We start from the raw sequence: 19,932 nt of genomic DNA on the forward strand, positions 1-19,932 counted from the left end.
GAGTTTTCGACAAAATTAAAAATTATTTTTACTCTTTTTAATTGGCAATAATGTATTTTTATGAACATTTTGCAAACCTTGATATCCTGAATCGGCAATTAATTCTAATTTTGGATTTATAAGTGTATTTGATTTTAAAAATAACTTATAATCATGAGTACTGCCATAACAAAAATCTACTGAAATAATTTTATTGTTAAATAAATCAATAATTATTTGCGATTTTAATGAATGTTGCCTTTTCTTACCAGAAAATAATAATTTTAGTTTTTTTTAATTCTTTCAATTGGAATTTCTGTAGCATCAATTGCTAATAAATTATTAGTAGTACCCTTATTTTCTAATAATATCTTTTTGCCAGGTATATGAAAGTGACTATTTTTTATTAGAGTATTTTCAACTCAAAAGATATTACGAATACAACTAACATGACTAATATTATATTTTTTTGCAATAATACGATATGTACTATATTCTTTTCAGTATTCTAAAGTCATAAGTAATCTTTGCTCTATTGATAATTTATTTGGTCTACCACCAATTTGTTTTTGTTTAGCTTCACCTTCTTTTAAAATTTCTACCATTTTCATGAAAGTTTTATATTTTATGCCTATTAAACTATAAAATTCGTTTTCGTCTTTGTATTTATCTAACATTTGTATTTCACCTAGGAAATAATATTATCAAAATAGTAGATAAAATTAAAGGTTATGTACCAAGTCTATTGAAGTTCTTCATTGTCAATTTCTAATTCTCAAAAGGCAATTAAATTGTTAGGAAGGTAAATGCTGTCATATTTGATAATGATTCTTTGTAATACTTCTCTAATAACATCAAAGCATCGTTGTAAGGGTAAGGGATTATCTTTTAAAAAGTATTTATAATATACAGAATATTATAAATAAGTAATCAAAGAGATAATATTTATTTAAGGGAATATTAAAGTAACTATTGGCAAGATGATTATTTTTTATTGACATTTGGTAGTATAACCGTTTTACTAGTTGTAAAGTTTGCAAATAATAAGTATTAGTGATTTTATTTTTTTCTTGAATGTTTATTGTTTCAATTTGTGGAAAACGAGTATAAAAATCACGACTTCTTAGACGATAAAAAATACCTTCTAAATATGTCTTTTTACTACGAAATGAATAATTATCAAAATGAAAATAACGAAAGGTTGGAATTAACCTGAGATGAAAGCCAGGAAAAATTTGTTTAAATAAAATAAATCCTAAATCAAAGTAGAAATCATTTTTGTCTATTAAATCTCATTTTTGAGTAATGAAGTGTTTAATTGCTTTACTAAAAAGAAAATATTTAGCATCCTTTCAGCGTGGAAAATCTTGTTTAAATTGACTTATTTGGCGTTTTGTAAAGCGATAACCACTGGATGGCATTTCTCAATGGTATCATTCATAACACATTAATAGGACATTAGAAGTCGTTATTGTTTTGTGAGTAATATAAAATGTAATTTCATTTTTAACATCAATTGTTGTATTTCAAGAGCATTCTTCATCTAATAAAATCTCAATACAATCTTTTTCATTATTAAACTGAAAATTTTTAAAAATTTCTTTTAGTTGTTGGTGAATTTCAAGAATTGTATTCATTTTTTGAGATGGATTACTATATATTTTAAGTTGTTCTTTAGTCATAATTTGCCATCTCTCGTTTACTATCGTTAATCTTATTATCTATTAATAGTAATAAAAATAAAAATAAAAGTTTTAGTGAGGTCGCGTTTAGTTTTCTTAGGTATTTTTTAAAAAAGAAAAAATAATCATTTACTATAAATTATTTCAATATTCAAATTAAGTATATATTTCTTATGTATGATTTTTTTTATTTTATCAAGAGTTTTCGACAAAATTAAAAAAATATTTTAAAAACTGATGCGTCATTAGGAAAAATCTTTTTATTCTTAATAACTTTTCTTAGTTGACTATTAACAGATTCAATCGCATTAGTTGTGTAAATAATCCTTCTAAATTCTTGAGGATATTCAAGAAAAATTATTAAATTATTTCAGTTATTTTTTCATGATTTAGTAATTTGTGGATACTTTTTATTTCATTTTTCTGAAAAATGATCTAAAGCAACTAGCGCTATTTCTTCATTAATTGCTGTATAAATTGATTTTAAATCATTAGCTACAAGTTTGCGATCTTTGTAAGGGACAAATTTTAAACTCTATTACGAATTTGATGAACGATGCATAATTGGTGCTGTGTTTTTGGGAACACAGCTTCTATTGCATCAGACATTCCAGTTAAATTATCGCTACAAGCAACAAGAATATCTTGTAAGCCACGATTTTTCATTTCCGTAAGAGAGGGGATTATATTAAGTCAAAATTTGGCTCCCTCATTCTCGCTAATTCACATTCCTAAAATATCTTTTAAACCATCTAAATTAATTCCTAAGGCAAGATAAACTGCTTTATTTATTATTCGTTTATCTTGCTTTACTTTAACAACAATACAATCAAAATAAACAATCGGATAAATCTTCTCTAAAGGTTTAGTTTGTCACATTTTAACTTCTTCAATAACATCATCAGTTATTTGACTAATTAAACTTTCTGAAATTTCTGCTCCGTGATAGAATTCTTGCAATTGTGCTTTGATATCAGAAATTGTCATTCCTCTTGCATATAAAGAAATTACTTTTTGATCAAAGTTATCAAATCTTCTTTGTCTTTTCGGAATAATTACTGGTTCAAAAGTACTATTTCGATCTTTTGGTACATCAATTGCGATTGAACCATTTTTAGTAATAATGGTTTTTTGTGTGTTGCCATTTCTTTTATTATGATTCTCATCAGTTTCAAGATGATCTTTAATTTCCGTATTTAACATTCGTTCAGTTAATTTTTTGGTAAATTCCTGAAAAATAGTATTGCCTTTAAATAAATCTTGTGGATTATCAATATTTTCTAAAAAATAATCAACAACTTTATCAATTGCATCAGGTTCTTTTTTTATTTTTTTTTTGTCATTTTCTGTTCTCCTTCGTTTAAGTATAATTCAGAATGAATTATCGAGACACAGAATTTTGGACAGGCCCTCCAGCAGCAGCCCCCCCCTCTATCATATTAAAAATATACCTAAAATTAAGTATATTAGACTTCTTGCAAAATTAATTTAAAATATAATTGAATTGTTGTTTTTAATAAAAAGGTGGAATTTAAATGAAATTTAAAAAAAATAATCAAATAAGTGATAAAAATTTTTTAAGATTAACTGGTATTAAACATACTACTTTTAATAAAATGCTAGAAATTTTAAAAATAGAAGAATTAAAAAAGAGATTTCGTCGCGGAAGAACCAATAAATTATCATTAGAAAATCGTATTTTAATGACTTTAGAATATTGAAGAGAATATAGAACTTATTTTCATATTGCAAAAAGTTATGATATTAGTGAAAGTAGTTGTTATAGAAATATCAAATGAATTGAAGACACTTTAATAAAACACCCTAATTTTCAACAACTTACTGGTCAAAAATCACTATTAAAAGATTATTTCAAAGATAAGACTGTTATAATTGATGTAACTGAAAGCCAAATCCAACGCCCAAAAAAAGACAAAAACAGCACTACTCAGGAAAAAAGAAAAAACACACAATAAAAACACAAGTTATAATTGAAAAAGATAGTAAAAAAATTATTAGTTCTGATTTTTCTTATGGTAAAAACCATGACTTTAAAATTTTAAAAGATTCAAAAATTAAATTTTTACCAGAAACAACTGTTTTAGTGGATTTAGGTTATCAAGGCATACAAAAAATTAATCATAATGTTTTAATTCCTAAAAGAAAATCAAAGAAAAACCCTTTAAATAAAGAAGAAAAGCAAAATAATGAGCGAATTTCAAAAATGAGAATTGTTATTGAAAATGTTTTTGCTATACTTAAAAAATTTAAAATTATTAGTGAAAAATATCGAAATCGTAGAAAAAGATTTGCTTTAAGATTTAATTTAATAGCTTCAATTTATAATTTACAACTATTAGTTTAAATATATTTGATAATTTAAAATTTCAGTCTTTTTTTATTGTAAATAATAATTTTTATTATGTTTTAATGACAAAATATTTGTAAAAATAATCTAAAAATTATTTTAATAACACTTTTATATTTATTTTAAATTTAAAAATTATAATTATCATATTAATTTTGCAAGAAGTCTATTCAATAAATATCAAGAGTTTTCGACAAAATTAAAATAAAAAATTATTTTAATTTTGTTTTTATAAGCATTTTACTTAGTTTTTATAACCTTTTATTAAGATTATGTTTGTTAATATTAAATATTTTGTTTTATTACTTATTTTTCAAATAAAACGATAATTAAATTGTAGTTACTTTTCTTTCAAAATTAATCAAATATTTTTCCACCTAACAAAACTTTACGCGTCCATAAAAATTTTTTAAGATTAACTGGTATTAAACATACTACTTTTAATAAAATGCTAGAAATTTTAAAAATAGAAGAATTAAAAAAGAGATTTCGTCGCGGAAGAACCAATAAATTATCATTAGAAAATCGTATTTTAATGACTTTAGAATATTGAAGAGAATATAGAACTTATTTTCATATTGCAAAAAGTTATGATATTAGTGAAAGTAGTTGTTATAGAAATATCAAATGAATTGAAGACACTAGACTTCTTGCAAAATTAATTTAAAATATAATTGAATTGTTGTTTTTAATAAAAAGGTGGAATTTAAATGAAATTTAAAAAAAATAATCAAATAAGTGATAAAAATTTTTTAAGATTAACTGGTATTAAACATACTACTTTTAATAAAATGCTAGAAATTTTAAAAATAGAAGAATTAAAAAAGAGATTTCGTCGCGGAAGAACCAATAAATTATCATTAGAAAATCGTATTTTAATGACTTTAGAATATTGAAGAGAATATAGAACTTATTTTCATATTGCAAAAAGTTATGATATTAGTGAAAGTAGTTGTTATAGAAATATCAAATGAATTGAAGACACTTTAATAAAACACCCTAATTTTCAACAACTTACTGGTCAAAAATCACTATTAAAAGATTATTTCAAAGATAAGACTGTTATAATTGATGTAACTGAAAGCCAAATCCAACGCCCAAAAAAAGACAAAAACAGCACTACTCAGGAAAAAAGAAAAAACACACAATAAAAACACAAGTTATAATTGAAAAAGATAGTAAAAAAATTATTAGTTCTGATTTTTCTTATGGTAAAAACCATGACTTTAAAATTTTAAAAGATTCAAAAATTAAATTTTTACCAGAAACAACTGTTTTAGTGGATTTAGGTTATCAAGGCATACAAAAAATTAATCATAATGTTTTAATTCCTAAAAGAAAATCAAAGAAAAACCCTTTAAATAAAGAAGAAAAGCAAAATAATGAGCGAATTTCAAAAATGAGAATTGTTATTGAAAATGTTTTTGCTATACTTAAAAAATTTAAAATTATTAGTGAAAAATATCGAAATCGTAGAAAAAGATTTGCTTTAAGATTTAATTTAATAGCTTCAATTTATAATTTACAACTATTAGTTTAAATATATTTGATAATTTAAAATTTCAGTCTTTTTTTATTGTAAATAATAATTTTTATTATGTTTTAATGACAAAATATTTGTAAAAATAATCTAAAAATTATTTTAATAACACTTTTATATTTATTTTAAATTTAAAAATTATAATTATCATATTAATTTTGCAAGAAGTCTATTGTTATTTTTTGCCGATTATCAGTGCTGCTTGCTTTAAAATGTCATTTTCCATTCGTAATTGTTGGTTTTCTTTTCGCAAGTAAATTAATTCATTTTCTTCGACAGTGCGATTATCTTTTGCTTTAAATGACCCAGAATTATTATAATTTTTAACTCAACTATAAATAGTTGGTTTTGATAAATTATATTCTTTCCCTAAATTAATAACACTTTTGCCATTTTTGTATAGCATTACAATTTGTTTTTTAAATTCTTCAGAGTATGAGGTTTTATTTCCCATTTTTATATTCCTTCTTTCTTAATAATTTTGAAGTCTATATAATTATGGTCCAATTTATTGTAGCCTATCCAATATATATCAATAAGTAATTACAAATATTGTTACTAAGGCCGCGTTTAGTTTTCTTAGGTATTGCTTTGAAGAAGTAAAACAATCAGCTATATATTATTTAATTACTAAACTAACCCTGCCTTTCTTGTTATTGTCATTTTTATTCGTTACCATTTTATCATATTATTGAATTTTCGTTAATTAATTCTGATATGCAAAAATTATATTTTTTAGTAGCAAAACAAACAAATTCTACTTTATGTGTAACTAAAACAACAATTAATCCTGAAGCTAGTTATCGTAACTTAAATAAAATCAGTAAATTACAATCTAGTCTTAAAGAAGCCTTAATTCATTATCATGGTTTAGGTTTTACTAATTTTCAAAATTATTTAAATCTCTGAAAATGAAAATACCAACATAAGGGTTTAACTTCAAACCAACAAACAGCGGTATTATATTTTAATGTATAAAAAAGTTAAAGTAAAAATAGTAATTTTACATAAAAGCCTTTTAAAATTATCAAGTTGATGATTTTTTTTATTTTATCAAGAGTTTTCGACAAAATTAAAATAAAAAATTATTTTAATGTTGTTTTTATAAGCATTTTACTTAGTTTTTATAACCTTTTATTAAGATTATGTTTGTTAATATTAAATATTTTGTTTTATTACTTATTTTTCAAATAAAACGATAATTAAATTGTAGTTACTTTTCTTTCAAAATTAATCAAATATTTTTCCACCTAACAAAACTTTACGCGTCCATTATCATATATTAGACTTCTTGCAAAATTAATATGATAATTATAATTTTTAAATTTAAAATAAATATAAAAGTGTTATTAAAATAATTTTTAGATTATTTTTACAAATATTTTGTCATTAAAACATAATAAAAATTATTATTTACAATAAAAAAAGACTGAAATTTTAAATTATCAAATATATTTAAACTAATAGTTGTAAATTATAAATTGAAGCTATTAAATTAAATCTTAAAGCAAATCTTTTTCTACGATTTCGATATTTTTCACTAATAATTTTAAATTTTTTAAGTATAGCAAAAACATTTTCAATAACAATTCTCATTTTTGAAATTCGCTCATTATTTTGCTTTTCTTCTTTATTTAAAGGGTTTTTCTTTGATTTTCTTTTAGGAATTAAAACATTATGATTAATTTTTTGTATGCCTTGATAACCTAAATCCACTAAAACAGTTGTTTCTGGTAAAAATTTAATTTTTGAATCTTTTAAAATTTTAAAGTCATGGTTTTTACCATAAGAAAAATCAGAACTAATAATTTTTTTACTATCTTTTTCAATTATAACTTGTGTTTTTATTGTGTGTTTTTTCTTTTTTCCTGAGTAGTGCTGTTTTTGTCTTTTTTTGGGCGTTGGATTTGGCTTTCAGTTACATCAATTATAACAGTCTTATCTTTGAAATAATCTTTTAATAGTGATTTTTGACCAGTAAGTTGTTGAAAATTAGGGTGTTTTATTAAAGTGTCTTCAATTCATTTGATATTTCTATAACAACTACTTTCACTAATATCATAACTTTTTGCAATATGAAAATAAGTTCTATATTCTCTTCAATATTCTAAAGTCATTAAAATACGATTTTCTAATGATAATTTATTGGTTCTTCCGCGACGAAATCTCTTTTTTAATTCTTCTATTTTTAAAATTTCTAGCATTTTATTAAAAGTAGTATGTTTAATACCAGTTAATCTTAAAAAATTTTTATCACTTATTTGATTATTTTTTTTAAATTTCATTTAAATTCCACCTTTTTATTAAAAACAACAATTCAATTATATTTTAAATTAATTTTGCAAGAAGTCTACTTTAATAAAACACCCTAATTTTCAACAACTTACTGGTCAAAAATCACTATTAAAAGATTATTTCAAAGATAAGACTGTTATAATTGATGTAACTGAAAGCCAAATCCAACGCCCAAAAAAAGACAAAAACAGCACTACTCAGGAAAAAAGAAAAAACACACAATAAAAACACAAGTTATAATTGAAAAAGATAGTAAAAAAATTATTAGTTCTGATTTTTCTTATGGTAAAAACCATGACTTTAAAATTTTAAAAGATTCAAAAATTAAATTTTTACCAGAAACAACTGTTTTAGTGGATTTAGGTTATCAAGGCATACAAAAAATTAATCATAATGTTTTAATTCCTAAAAGAAAATCAAAGAAAAACCCTTTAAATAAAGAAGAAAAGCAAAATAATGAGCGAATTTCAAAAATGAGAATTGTTATTGAAAATGTTTTTGCTATACTTAAAAAATTTAAAATTATTAGTGAAAAATATCGAAATCGTAGAAAAAGATTTGCTTTAAGATTTAATTTAATAGCTTCAATTTATAATTTACAACTATTAGTTTAAATATATTTGATAATTTAAAATTTCAGTCTTTTTTTATTGTAAATAATAATTTTTATTATGTTTTAATGACAAAATATTTGTAAAAATAATCTAAAAATTATTTTAATAACACTTTTATATTTATTTTAAATTTAAAAATTATAATTATCATATTAATTTTGCAAGAAGTCTATTCAACTAGATGAAACATTTTTAGCGACATTAGATCAGAAAGTTAAACAAGACCAAAGAATTCGTTTAGTTACTTTTCATACCGGGCATAAAGAAAAAAATTACAAACATGCTCGTAGAGAATTAGAAAACAAACGAGGTCATTTTCTAATGTTAAAAGTTGGTAAACGAATAAATACGATGGATTATCGTGATTTATTAATTAAGGAATTACAAAAATATTATGTAAATATTAATTATGACAGAATAATTGTTTGTGGCGATGGTGCTACTTGAATTAGGGAAATTGCCAATAGTTTTGGTAATGTTAGATATATTTTAGATGGTTATCATGCTATTAAAAAATTAAAACAAACTGCATTTAATATTATTTTTGAAAATCGCAAAGTAACACTAAATAGTTGAATTAAATTATATAAGGATGGAAATCATCAAGAATTAATCAAAAACATTCGTAATGTTGCTAAAAATGAATTAAATAAAGATATTAAAACAAATTTACGAAAGGCGAGTAATTATTTCAGTAATAATAAGCAAGGTATTCATCATCAAAATTTAGAATGAAATATCGGCTGTAGCATCGAAAGTGATGTATCACATTTAGTAAAACAACAATTAGGCTATGGGGCAAAAATATATAATTATAAGAATTTAAATAACCTATTACATTTAAGAATGGCAAATTTAAACAAATTAAATGTATTACATCATATTAATGAAAATATTAATTCAGAAATAGAAATCAGAAAAGAAATATATAAAAATTCATTATGAAATAAATATAATAATAAAAATGATGATAGTTGAATTAATTATAAAGGTAATGCTGTAACAAATAAATATAATACATTTAAGTAAGTAAAAATATTAGTTAAAATTTAATAATAATTAATAATTTTTTATTGTGTAAAAATTCAATAATATGATAAAATAAAAAAGAATAAAAATGACAATAACAAGAAAGGCAGGGTTAGTTTAGTAATTAAATAATATAATTAGCTGATTGTTTTACTTCTTCAAAGAGCAATACCTAAGAAAACTAAACGCGACCCAAACAGTTCTAAGAATTCCATGAGCCTGTCCAAAATTCTGTGTCTCGATAATTCATTCTGAATTATACTTAAAAGAAGGAGAACAGAAAATGACAAAAAAAATAAAAAAAGAACCTGACGCAATTGATAAAGTTGTTGATTATTTTTTAGAAAATATTGATAATCCACAAGATTTATTTAAAGGCAATACTATTTTTCAGGAATTTACCAAAAAATTAACTGAACGAATGTTAAATACGGAAATTAAAGATTATCTTGAAACTGATGAGAATCATAATAAAAGAAATGGCAACACACAAAAAACCATTATTACTAAAAATGGTTCAATCGCAATTGATGTACCAAGAGATCGAAATAGTACTTTTGAACCAGTAATTATTCCGAAAAGACAAAGAAGATTTGATAACTTTGATCAAAAAGTAATTTCTTTATATGCAAGAGGAATGACAATTTCTGATATCAAAGCACAATTGCAAGAATTCTATCACGGAGCAGAAATTTCAGAAAGTTTAATTAGTCAAATAACTGATGATGTTATTGAAGAAGTTAAAATGTGACAAACTAAACCTTTAGAGAAGATTTATCCGATTGTTTATTTTGATTGTATTGTTGTTAAAGTAAAGCAAGATAAACGAATAATAAATAAAGCAGTTTATCTTGCCTTAGGAATTAATTTAGATGGTTTAAAAGATATTTTAGGAATGTGAATTAGTGAGAATGAGGGAGCCAAATTTTGACTTAATAATCTTACGGAAATGAAAAATCGTGGGTTACAAGATATTCTTGTTGCTTGTAGTGATAATTTAACTGGGATGTCTGATGCAATAGAAGCTGTTTTCCCAAAAACACAGCATCAATTATGCATTGTTCATCAAATTCGCAATAGTTTAAAATTTGTTCCTTACAAAGATCGCAAACTTGTAGCTAATGATTTAAAATCAATTTATACAGCAATTAATGAAGAAATAGCGTTAATTGCTTTAGATCATTTTTCAGAAAAATGAAATAAAAAGTATCCACAAATTACTAAATCATGAAAAAATAACTGAAATAATTTAATAATTTTTCTTGAATATCCTCAGGAATTTAGAAGAATTATTTACACAACTAATGCGATTGAATCTGTTAATAGTCAATTAAGAAAAGTCATTAAGAATAAAAAGATTTTTCCTAATGACGCATCAGTTTTTAAAATATTTTATTTAGCATTTCAAAATATGGTTAAGAAATGAACGATGCCAATTCAAAATTGGGGTAGTGCAATTTCACATTTAATGATAAAATTTGAGGACAGAGTGAATTTAAGTTAATTACTTAGAGACACAGTTAATTGTACAGTCCCAATTCCATGATAATTTTTCAAAACATTATTTTTTATCCGCGTTATTGTTTTTTGAATTAGGAGCTTTAACTCATTCTTCAAAGCGAGCAATAAATACTTTTTCGTCTTTTGTAAAATTACCAGTATTACTTTTAATGGCATTTTTATATTTAATTCGCATTTTTATTTTGGCATAAATTTTATAAGCAAAATATGCCAATAGCATTATGCAAATGATAATAAATATTATTCCAATCGCAATATTCATTTTTAAACTCCTTTAAAATAGTTATAATTTATATCTTTTTTGTTGTTTTCTTTTTCGGCAATGAAGAAGCCTAATAATTCTTGGCCTTTAATTAACTTGGTTTCTTGCTCTTGTTGATTAATTGAAATTACTTGATATTTACTATCTTTTATTATTCCGATGCAAATTGAATTTTCATATTTTCCTTTATAAACAAATCGCTTTGGAAACCAAATACCGATTTGTTCACTAAATCACGGAATTTTTGGGGCTTTAATAAGCATTGCGTTTTGTGTTTCTTTTAAGAGATATTTCTTAGTATTTAAGAAAATGTTTTCAATGTTTTTCATAATAAATTACCTCTCTTATAAATAAACTAAGTTATATTAACTAAGTTGTTAGTTAACTTAGTTTTTTAAACACTTATATATCGCAGATTTAAGTGTTTAACAAACTTTGTTACTGAATTTTGTTTTTTAATTAGATAAAGATTTTAATAATTTTAAACTTAGCATACCCCTATATAGAAATTTTTACACTTTAACATCCGCATCCTACCCTTGGAACTAATTTAATAGCGTGTATATTTTTAGGAGATCCACCCATTCATTTTTTTATTGCAAAACGAAACAAATTGCTATAGTTAATAGGATGTTATCTATTAACTGGTAAACTTCTTTTGGTTATGGCGACCACCCACAATTTATCGTGCTTTAATACATACCAACATTATTAATTCACTTGTATTTAATTTTCAAAGAACAAATTTTTAACATCTTATAAAATAAAAAGACAATCATTGCTGACTGTCTTAATACTTATTCAAATCTTTTCCCACCTAACAAAACTTTATGCGTCCCTTTTAATAATTTAGCTAATGCATCTACATCGTCAATTAGAATTAATGAATTATTAAATGAAAAACCACAAATTAATCGTAATTTAGAGCAACCAATTATGAAGACTGTTACGGGAAATATTATTTTTGATAATGTTAGTTTCTATTATCCTAATAGTGATCAACTTATTTTGAATAAATTTAATTATCATTTTGAACAAGGTAAGTCTTATGCTTTCGTTGGTGAAACGGGAGTAGGAAAATCAACAATTTCTAAACTATTTATTAAGGTTTTATGATCCTTCTATGGGAACAATTTACATTAATGCTGATCAAGATTTAAAAAAAATTAATTTAACTTCTTATTTACAACATGTTGGTTATGTTGAACAAGAACCCCAAATTTTTTATGGTACTTTCTTTGAAAATATTAGTTATGGAATTTTTAAAGTTACTAAAGAAGAAGTTATTGTTGCTTGTAAAAAAGCAGAGTTGCATGATTTTATTATTAGTTTAAAAAATGGTTATGATACTGTTTTAGGTGAACGGGGATTTATTTTATCTGGTGGTCAAAAACAAAGATTAGTAATTGCAAGAATGTTTTTAAAAAATCCTGAAGTTTTAATTTTAGATGAAGCAACAAGTTCTTTAGATAATATTGTGGAAAAAGAAATTCAAGAAAATCTTAATCAATTAATGAAAGGAAGAACAACCTTTATTATTGCGCATCGTTTATCAACGATTAAAGATGTAGATGAAATTCTTGTTTTAGAAAAAGATAAAGGTGTTGTTCAAAGTGGTGATTTTGTTGAAACATTAAAAAATCAAGAAGGTCGCTTTAAAGCATTATATACTGCAGGATTAATGGCTTAGTTTAAAAAACTAAAAGTTTTGATTTATAAAATTATATGATAATGAATCTAAAAATCGGATAAAATGGTGGTTATAAAGTGAAATTAATTGATGTTGATAAAATTGCTCATATTATTAAGCAAGTTGTATCAATAACACCAGGTGTTGTTGCGTTTGCTTATAGTCGTGAAAATAAAGAAAATGAAGATGCCATTGCTTTAGAAAAAGACATTACCCCAGCAATTGATGTTAAAAAATTGAACAAAATCATTATGGGGTTAAAATTCATATTATTAGTTCAATTCATACTAATATTTTTGAAGTTTTACAAGAAGTGCAACATCGTGTTAAATATGAATTGGAAAAGCAAATGGAATTTGATAGTAATTTTAAAATTGATATTTGCATTGATGATTTAATTAGTGAATAATATTTATTAAGAGGTGGGTGAAATAAAATGAAAATTGATGCAAAATTATTTAAAATCATGCTTATTAGTGCTGCTAATAACTTATATAATTATCATTTAGAAATTGATAAATTAAATGTTTTTCCTGTTCCAGATGGTGATACGGGAACAAATATGAATTTAACAATGGAAAATGCTATTAAAGAAATTAAAAAATATGAAACTTCTAGTATTACTGAAATAGCAAATGTGTTTAGTCGTGGTTTGATTATGGGAGCTAGGGGAAATTCAGGAGTTATTTTGTCCCAAATTTTTCGTGGTTTTAGTAAAGGATTAGTTCATGAAGAATTTATCAGTACTAGCGATTTACTAAAAGCATGAACTTATGCTAAACAGGTAGCTTATAAAGCAGTTATGAAGCCTGTTGAAGGAACAATTTTAACTGTTATTAGACTTGCTATTGATGATACTAAACTTGAAACTAAGGAAACAATATTACCATTAAATTTTATGGATAAGTTTTTGGAAAATGCTAACAATGCATTAGCACGAACTCCTGACTTATTGCCAATTTTAAAAGAAGTTGGTGTTGTTGATTCTGGTGGGTTTGGATTAGTTAAAATTATTGAGGGAATGGTTTATTCATTAGAAAAAGGTAAAGAAATTAAAAAGAAAAAGAATTTAGTAGCTAGTGATAATAAAGAAGTTGTTATTAAATTAGATGATGAAAATTTTGGTTATTGTACAGAAACAATTGTTATTTTAAGTGAAATGAAACAAAAAAATTTTCCTTTAGAAAAAGTTCGTTTTTCGTTAGAAGAACAAGGATGTAAATCAATCGTTGTTGTTCAAGATCAAGATATTTTTAAAGTTCATGTTCATTCGTTAATGCCAGAGCAAATATTAGTTTATTTACAACAATTTGGTGATTTTCAAAAAGTAAAAATTGAAAATATGGGTTTACAAGCAAAAAAGCATAGTACAGAAATTAAAGAAATTCGTAGTTTAAATAATCCTTGAGCAATTATTACTGTTGCTGCTGGTAAAGGTTTAGCAAAATATTTTATGAATGACTTGCAAGCATCGTATGTAGTTAATGGGGGACAAACAATGAACCCATCAACTGATGATTTTTTAAAAGCGATTGAATTAGTTGATGCTAAAGATGTTTATATTTTACCAAATAATTCCAATATTATTTCAACTGCACAACAGGCAGCGAAACTAGAAAAGAAATCTAATGTTTATGTTATCCCTACAACTTCAATTCCAGAAGGAATGCTTAGTATTCTTAGTTTTAATAAGGAAGAAAAAAATGCTAAAAAAAATTTTAATGATATGAAAAATGCTATTAAAAAGATTGTATCAGCAAGAATTACTGATGCTGTTAGAACAACAACTATTGATGGTGCTGCTGTGAAAGAAGGAAATTATCTTGGGATTTTAGATAAAAAAATTTATACTCAAGAAGCAGATTTAGTTTTAGTAGCAAAAAAATTACTAAGTAAAATGATTAGTAAATCATCATCACAATTGGTAACAATTTTTATTGGTGAAGATGCTAAGCGTCAAGATTTACGACTAATTGAAAAGTATATTGATGAAAACTTTGATGTTGAATATGAAAAAGTTGAAGGTGAACAACCAGTATATCCTTTCATATTTGGTGTTGAATAGATATAATTTAATTGTTAAAAAGAGGTGAAGTTTGTGAAAATTGCAGTAGATGTTATGGGCTCAGATTTAGGACATAAACCACTAATAAGTGGTGTCATAAAATTTTTACAACAATATAATGACATTGATATTATTTTAGTTGGTAACGAACTGATAATTAAAGAATATTTAATTGGTTCTAAATTAAATGAAAAGTTATTATCACGGATTAGTTTTAAACATGCTAATGAAGAAATAATGATGACTGATAGTATTTTAGATATTAGAAGAAAAAACGATAATTCAATGAGTAAAGCAATTGAATGTGTTGCTAATAAAGAAGCTGATGCAGTATTAACAGCAGGGGCTACGGGTCCTTTTTTAGCAGCTAATCATTTTATTTTAAAAGAAATAACTGGTGTCAGTCGTCCAGCTTTTATGGCAATTATGCCAACAAAAATAAAAAATAAGCAAGTTGTGCTTATTGATGCGGGAGCTAATGTTGAAAATGATAGTAATGATTTAGAAATATTTGCTATGATGGCAAATATTTATGTTCAAAAAATTTGAGAATTATCGCAACCAAAAGTAGCATTATTAAATATTGGTACAGAAGAGAAAAAAGGTAAGGAATATCATCAAGAAACTTATATAAAATTAAGTAACAATTCACAATTAAATTTTGTTGGTAATATTGAACCTAATAATTTTATGAATGGTGATATTGATATTGTTGTAACTGATGGTTTTACTGGTAATATTTCCTTGAAAGCGGTTGAAGGAACGGCACGGAATTTATTGCAAGTTTTACGAAATCAGTTTACTAAGAATATCTTTCGTAAGCTAGCATCATTATGTTTGAAAAAAGCATTTAATGAAGTTAAAGAAATTTTTGATTATCGAAATACGGGTGGAGCAATTTTAATTGGTGTTAATGGCATTGTTTTTAAAGCGCATGGTAGTAGTGATGTTAAAGCATTTTTTAGTACTTTAAAATTAGTTCGTAAAGCGCTTTTAGAAGATGTATTATCACTAATTAAAAATAATGTTGTTAAAGAAGAAGGAAAATAAGGATTTATGTTTATTGAAGAAATTAAAATTTTGTTAAAAACATTTAATTTAGAACCACGAAATATTCATTTATATGAGGAAGCATTGACTCATAGTTCATATGCTAATGAAAAGCAATTAAATTATAATTATCAACGATTAGAATTTTTAGGTGATGCGGTGTTGCAAATGTATACAACATTATATTTATATCGAATAAATGATGATTTAAATGAAGGCGAGTTAACAATTTGACGAAGTCAAATTGTTAGAGAAGAAACCTTAGCACAAGTATGTAGATTTTATAAGATGAATGAATATATTCGCTTAGGTAAAGGCGAAATTCAAACGAGTGGTCGTGAAAAAGATAGTATTTTAGGTGATGTTTTTGAAGCGATTGTTGGTGCTATTTATTTAGATTTAGGACAACAAGCCGTTAATACATTTTTAATACAAACATTATTTAAAAAAATTAAAGATAAAAGTATTTATTTAGTTAAAGACTATAAAACTTTATTACAAGAATATTTACAAACTGAACGCCAAGACCCCATTGAGTATAAAGTTATTTTTGAACATAAAGATAAAAATAGTTATCAATATGTTGCTATTGTAAAAAGTGGTGACATTATTTTTGGTAAGGGAAGTGGTAGTTCACATAGTAAAGCTGAGCAAGCAGCTGCAAAAGATGCTTATTTAAAATTAGTTAAGGTTGTTAAAATAAAAAGATAGCAATTAATGAGGTAATTAGATGTTAAAGTTATTTAAAAGTATTATTTATAGTTTTTTTCAAAACTTTTTTCAAGTAATTAGTTTACTAATTGTTATTTTTTTTAATAAGGGCCTGTCCAAAATTCTGTGTCTCGATAATTCATTCTGAATTATACTTAAACGAAGAAGAACAGAAAATGACAAAAAAAAAAATAAAAAAATAAAAAAAGAACCTGATGCAATTGATAAAGTTGTTGATTATTTTTTAGAAAATATTGATAATCCACAAGATTTATTTAAAGGCAATACTATTTTTCAGGAATTTACCAAAAAATTAACTGAACGAATGTTAAATACGGAAATTAAAGATCATCTTGAAACTGATGAGAATCATAATAAAAGAAATGACAACACACAAAAAACCATTATTACTAAAAATGGTTCAATCGCAATTGATGTACCAAGAGATCGAAATAGTACTTTTGAACCAGTAATTATTCCGAAAAGACAAAGAAGATTTTTTAATTTTGTCGAAAACTCTTGATATTTATTGAATATACTTAATTTTAGGTATATTTTTAATATGATAGAGGTGGATAATAATTATGGAAAAAATAATTCAAGAACTAGTAAATACTTTAACAGATGATCAATTTTTAGAATTTTATGAAAAAGTCAAACAACAAGCAGAATTAATAAAAAAACAAAAACGTTTAAATGAAATTGATCAAAAATTTAGAGCGCAAGGTATTAAATGCCCTAAATGTGAATCTTACCATTGCGTTAAAAATGGACATAATTCAGAAGGAAAACAAAAATATTTATGTAAAAATTGCCGTGCAAGTTTTGACGCTTTTCGTAATCATTTTATTTATTGAAGTCATTTAAATTATGAACAATGAAATTTATTGATTCAAATTTCATTGCTGGGGCAATCTAGTAAAACAATTTCTCATTTTATTAAAACTACATTAAAAACTGCTTGATATAATCGTCAAAAATTAATGAAAACAAAACAATTAGAAAATACCCAATTAAAATTTAAAAAATTATCTGGTAAAATCCAAATCGATGAAACATTTATTAAAGAAATCCATAAAGGAAATTTCAAATATAAAACTGATCCACGAAGAATTCACCTTGACCCATTCGCAACTAATACTAAATGCTGTATTCAAATGGCAATTGATAATAATAACAATATTTATGTTAAATCCACAAACACCAAACGTTTACAAAAACAATGAGTTATTGAAAATATGAACAAAGAATTAATTAACGAAAATTCAATTATTACTTCTGATATGCAAAAATTATATTTTTTAGTAGCAAAACAAACAAATTCTACTTTATGTGTAACTAAAACAACAATTAATCCTGAAGCTAGTTATCGTAACTTAAATAAAATCAGTAAATTACAATCTAGTCTTAAAGAAGCCTTAATTCATTATCATGGTTTAGGTTTTACTAATATTCAAAATTATTTAAATCTCTGAAAATGAAAATACCAACATAAGGGTTTAACTCCAAACCAACAAACAGCGGTATTATATTTTAATGTATAAAAAAGTTAAAGTAAAAATAGTAATTTTACATAAAAGCCTTTTAAAATTATCAAGTTGATGATTTTTTTATTTTATCAAGAGTTTTCGACAAAATTAAAAAAAAATTAATTTTATTCACAATAAAAAATATTTAATTCAAAATTAACCAAATTAAAACATTTTTCACGAGTTTCTATTATTTTTTAAATAATTATTTTGCAATAATAAATTTATTTAAAGTTTCAAATGGAGTTTTGTAATTCAAGCTTTTATGTTTTCGTTTGAAATTATAAAATGTGTACCACTCATTCAAATGAATTTGTAATTGTTTAACATCAAATTTTATTTCAAAACCACATTTTTTAAACCAAAATAAACTATTATAATTACGGTGAAACCGTTCAATCTTTCCGTTGCTCTGAGGAGAACGGATTGGTGTGGTTTCATGGATAATTCCATTTTTTGAAAGAAAGGTTGTAAAAGGTCTTTCTTTTACTTTGTATGCTTTTTTATTACTTCAATTAGTAGTAGTGAATTCCGGAGCATTATCAGTGCGAATGCGTTTAATTGTTATGCCAAGTTCGCCAAAATCTTTTCATTGCTCTTTGCATGGCATTAATGGCATTATTGGTTCCTAAACTATCATACACATATCCAAAAGCAATTCTTGTTATTTCGTCAATGAAATCATAAACATATAATCTATGCTTAGCAATAGGAAAATTTTTATCAGTAAACACTTTAGCATCCATTTGCAGTAGTCCAATATCTGAAACTTCATAACGCTTAAAATGGCGTTTTGCTTTTTTCATTTGCGTTTTTATTTCTCCATAGCGTTTGTCTTGTTTAATTCAACGATAAAAAGTATTAATTGATTTGGGGACATTATTTGTATCTATATCATGCACATTTTTTTGATGAATATTATGATAAAGCGATAATACACCGCCCGCACCTACAAATTTGTAATCAAAGTAATAATCACAAATTTGTTTTCTGGTTTCTAATGAAAATTGATATTTAATATTTTTTGGTGTTGTTGATTTGAATTGCAATTCATAAAAGTTGTCTTGATAATAACCATTAATAATTTTTTTAGCTCAAATATAAAATGTCATTTTACTACCACGAAAATATTTTTTAATCAATTTATTTACAGATATGTTATCTGTATTATTCATATATAAGTTGGTACATAAATTGAGATATTTACTTACTCATTTTTTTTTAATTTTGTCGAAAACTCTTGATATTTATTGAATATACTTAATTTTAGGTATATTTTAATATGATAGAGGTGGATAATAATTATGGAAAAAATAATTCAAGAACTAGTAAATACTTTAACAGATGATCAATTTTTAGAATTTTATGAAAAAGTCAAACAACAAGCAGAATTAATAAAAAAACAAAAACGTTTAAATGAAATTGATCAAAAATTTAGAGCGCAAGGTATTAAATGCCCTAAATGTGAATCTTACCATTGCGTTAAAAATGGACATAATTCAGAAGGAAAACAAAAATATTTATGTAAAAATTGCCGTGCAAGTTTTGACGCTTTTCGTAATCATTTTATTTATTAGGGACTGTACAATTAACTGTG

The 19,932-nt window shown here is 24.2% G+C and carries 23 protein-coding genes and 5 pseudogenes; 17 read left to right on the forward strand and 11 right to left on the reverse strand.

What is annotated here, in order from left to right:
• Positions 1–15 precede the first annotated feature (15 nt).
• From AAHM82_RS14330 to AAHM82_RS09045, 4 genes and pseudogenes are all read right to left on the reverse strand, one after another.
• The gene (locus AAHM82_RS14330; RefSeq protein ID WP_425289021.1) at positions 16–261 is read right to left on the reverse strand and encodes a transposase family protein; all 246 of its coding nucleotides are present in this window, start codon (positions 259–261) and stop codon (positions 16–18) included.
• 2 nt (positions 262–263) lie between these two features.
• Complete coding sequence (locus AAHM82_RS09035) at positions 264–656, reverse strand: transposase family protein (RefSeq protein ID WP_342263426.1); 393 nt, start codon at positions 654–656, stop codon at positions 264–266.
• Between the two features lie 222 nt (positions 657–878).
• Positions 879–1,661 (reverse strand): hypothetical protein, encoded by a 783-nt coding sequence (locus tag AAHM82_RS09040; RefSeq protein ID WP_342263714.1) that lies wholly within the window; start codon positions 1,659–1,661, stop codon positions 879–881.
• Between the two features lie 217 nt (positions 1,662–1,878).
• Positions 1,879–2,945 (reverse strand): annotated as a pseudogene (locus AAHM82_RS09045) (IS256 family transposase); the annotation flags it as partial.
• 251 nt (positions 2,946–3,196) lie between these two features.
• On the opposite strand from AAHM82_RS09045, the gene AAHM82_RS14335 reads away from it, so the two are divergent.
• From AAHM82_RS14335 to AAHM82_RS14350, 5 genes are all read left to right on the forward strand, one after another.
• Complete coding sequence (locus tag AAHM82_RS14335; RefSeq protein WP_342263396.1) at positions 3,197–3,637, forward strand: transposase family protein; 441 nt, start codon at positions 3,197–3,199, stop codon at positions 3,635–3,637.
• Positions 3,634–4,026: a transposase family protein gene (locus AAHM82_RS14340; protein WP_342264845.1), complete on the forward strand. Its 393-nt coding sequence runs from the start codon at positions 3,634–3,636 to the stop codon at positions 4,024–4,026. Before AAHM82_RS14335 ends, AAHM82_RS14340 begins: the two co-directional genes overlap by 4 nt.
• A 451-nt stretch (positions 4,027–4,477) precedes the next feature.
• Entirely contained in the window at positions 4,478–4,696 is a 219-nt protein-coding gene (locus tag AAHM82_RS09055; RefSeq protein WP_425288973.1) for a helix-turn-helix domain-containing protein, read from the forward strand.
• Positions 4,697–4,739: 43 nt separating this feature from the next.
• Positions 4,740–5,180, forward strand: coding sequence for a transposase family protein (locus tag AAHM82_RS14345; protein ID WP_342263396.1), 441 nt, complete (start codon positions 4,740–4,742; stop codon positions 5,178–5,180).
• Positions 5,177–5,569: a transposase family protein gene (locus AAHM82_RS14350; protein ID WP_342264845.1), complete on the forward strand. Its 393-nt coding sequence runs from the start codon at positions 5,177–5,179 to the stop codon at positions 5,567–5,569. Before AAHM82_RS14345 ends, AAHM82_RS14350 begins: the two co-directional genes overlap by 4 nt.
• Before the next feature lie 178 nt (positions 5,570–5,747).
• Here AAHM82_RS14350 and AAHM82_RS14355 read toward each other — a convergent pair.
• Positions 5,748–5,879 (reverse strand): annotated as a pseudogene (locus AAHM82_RS14355) (IS3 family transposase); the annotation flags it as partial.
• Between the two features lie 407 nt (positions 5,880–6,286).
• Here AAHM82_RS14355 and AAHM82_RS09070 point away from each other — a divergent pair.
• Positions 6,287–6,547, forward strand: coding sequence for a hypothetical protein (locus AAHM82_RS09070; protein WP_342263716.1), 261 nt, complete (start codon positions 6,287–6,289; stop codon positions 6,545–6,547).
• Positions 6,548–7,024: 477 nt separating this feature from the next.
• Here AAHM82_RS09070 and AAHM82_RS14360 read toward each other — a convergent pair whose 3' ends face one another.
• Both AAHM82_RS14360 and AAHM82_RS14365 read right to left on the reverse strand, forming a co-directional pair.
• On the reverse strand, positions 7,025–7,417 hold the full coding sequence (locus AAHM82_RS14360; RefSeq protein ID WP_342264845.1) for a transposase family protein: 393 nt from the start codon (positions 7,415–7,417) through the stop codon (positions 7,025–7,027).
• Positions 7,414–7,854, reverse strand: a complete 441-nt coding sequence (locus AAHM82_RS14365; RefSeq protein ID WP_342263396.1) for a transposase family protein — start codon at positions 7,852–7,854, stop codon at positions 7,414–7,416. The genes AAHM82_RS14360 and AAHM82_RS14365 overlap by 4 nt, the downstream gene beginning before the upstream one ends.
• A 189-nt stretch (positions 7,855–8,043) precedes the next feature.
• On the opposite strand from AAHM82_RS14365, the pseudogene AAHM82_RS09080 reads away from it, so the two are divergent.
• From AAHM82_RS09080 to AAHM82_RS09090, 3 genes and pseudogenes are all read left to right on the forward strand, one after another.
• A pseudogene (locus AAHM82_RS09080) lies at positions 8,044–8,478 on the forward strand (transposase family protein); the annotation flags it as partial.
• A gap of 321 nt (positions 8,479–8,799) precedes the next feature.
• Positions 8,800–9,507, forward strand: coding sequence for a UPF0236 family transposase-like protein (locus tag AAHM82_RS09085; RefSeq protein WP_342263717.1), 708 nt, complete (start codon positions 8,800–8,802; stop codon positions 9,505–9,507).
• Positions 9,508–9,790: 283 nt separating this feature from the next.
• On the forward strand, positions 9,791–11,011 hold the full coding sequence (locus AAHM82_RS09090) for an IS256 family transposase (protein ID WP_342263365.1): 1,221 nt from the start codon (positions 9,791–9,793) through the stop codon (positions 11,009–11,011).
• Between the two features lie 57 nt (positions 11,012–11,068).
• On the opposite strand, the gene AAHM82_RS09095 is transcribed toward AAHM82_RS09090, so the two are convergent.
• Together AAHM82_RS09095 and AAHM82_RS09100 are read right to left on the reverse strand one after the other, a co-directional pair.
• Positions 11,069–11,290: a hypothetical protein gene (locus tag AAHM82_RS09095; RefSeq protein ID WP_342263464.1), complete on the reverse strand. Its 222-nt coding sequence runs from the start codon at positions 11,288–11,290 to the stop codon at positions 11,069–11,071.
• 2 nt (positions 11,291–11,292) lie between these two features.
• The gene (locus tag AAHM82_RS09100) at positions 11,293–11,619 is read right to left on the reverse strand and encodes a hypothetical protein (RefSeq protein ID WP_342263463.1); all 327 of its coding nucleotides are present in this window, start codon (positions 11,617–11,619) and stop codon (positions 11,293–11,295) included.
• Positions 11,620–12,148: 529 nt separating this feature from the next.
• Between AAHM82_RS09100 and AAHM82_RS09105 the strand changes: the two are divergent.
• The 7 genes and pseudogenes from AAHM82_RS09105 to AAHM82_RS09135 all read left to right on the forward strand — a co-directional run.
• Positions 12,149–12,980: pseudogene (locus AAHM82_RS09105) on the forward strand (ABC transporter ATP-binding protein); the annotation flags it as partial.
• A gap of 77 nt (positions 12,981–13,057) precedes the next feature.
• A complete protein-coding gene (locus AAHM82_RS09110; protein ID WP_342263719.1) occupies positions 13,058–13,378 on the forward strand; it encodes a hypothetical protein in 321 nt (106 codons plus the stop codon).
• A 38-nt stretch (positions 13,379–13,416) separates the two neighbouring features.
• The gene (locus tag AAHM82_RS09115; protein WP_342263720.1) at positions 13,417–15,045 is read left to right on the forward strand and encodes a DAK2 domain-containing protein; all 1,629 of its coding nucleotides are present in this window, start codon (positions 13,417–13,419) and stop codon (positions 15,043–15,045) included.
• Between the two features lie 33 nt (positions 15,046–15,078).
• Positions 15,079–16,095, forward strand: coding sequence for a phosphate acyltransferase PlsX (plsX, locus tag AAHM82_RS09120; protein ID WP_342263721.1), 1,017 nt, complete (start codon positions 15,079–15,081; stop codon positions 16,093–16,095).
• Positions 16,096–16,101: 6 nt separating this feature from the next.
• Positions 16,102–16,806 carry a ribonuclease III gene (gene rnc, locus AAHM82_RS09125; protein WP_342263722.1) on the forward strand — a complete coding sequence of 235 codons (705 nt, stop codon included), beginning with the start codon at positions 16,102–16,104 and terminating at the stop codon, positions 16,804–16,806.
• A gap of 151 nt (positions 16,807–16,957) precedes the next feature.
• A pseudogene (locus AAHM82_RS14370) lies at positions 16,958–17,314 on the forward strand (transposase); the annotation flags it as partial.
• A 76-nt stretch (positions 17,315–17,390) separates the two neighbouring features.
• On the forward strand, positions 17,391–18,350 hold the full coding sequence (locus AAHM82_RS09135) for an IS1/IS1595 family N-terminal zinc-binding domain-containing protein (RefSeq protein ID WP_425288974.1): 960 nt from the start codon (positions 17,391–17,393) through the stop codon (positions 18,348–18,350).
• Between the two features lie 190 nt (positions 18,351–18,540).
• Here the strand turns inward: AAHM82_RS09135 and AAHM82_RS09140 are convergent, their stop codons facing one another.
• Positions 18,541–18,945 carry an integrase core domain-containing protein gene (locus tag AAHM82_RS09140; protein ID WP_342263724.1) on the reverse strand — a complete coding sequence of 135 codons (405 nt, stop codon included), beginning with the start codon at positions 18,943–18,945 and terminating at the stop codon, positions 18,541–18,543.
• On the reverse strand, positions 18,893–19,510 hold the full coding sequence (locus AAHM82_RS09145) for a hypothetical protein (protein ID WP_342263725.1): 618 nt from the start codon (positions 19,508–19,510) through the stop codon (positions 18,893–18,895). The genes AAHM82_RS09140 and AAHM82_RS09145 overlap by 53 nt, the downstream gene beginning before the upstream one ends.
• 129 nt (positions 19,511–19,639) lie before the next feature.
• Between AAHM82_RS09145 and AAHM82_RS09150 the strand changes: the two genes are divergently transcribed.
• A complete protein-coding gene (locus AAHM82_RS09150) occupies positions 19,640–19,912 on the forward strand; it encodes an IS1/IS1595 family N-terminal zinc-binding domain-containing protein (RefSeq protein WP_342263371.1) in 273 nt (90 codons plus the stop codon).
• Positions 19,913–19,932: the final 20 nt, after the last annotated feature.

This window comes from Spiroplasma endosymbiont of Clivina fossor (assembly GCF_964031115.1).
In the GTDB taxonomy this organism is placed as follows: Bacteria; Bacillota_I; Bacilli_A; order Mycoplasmatales; family Nriv7; genus Nriv7.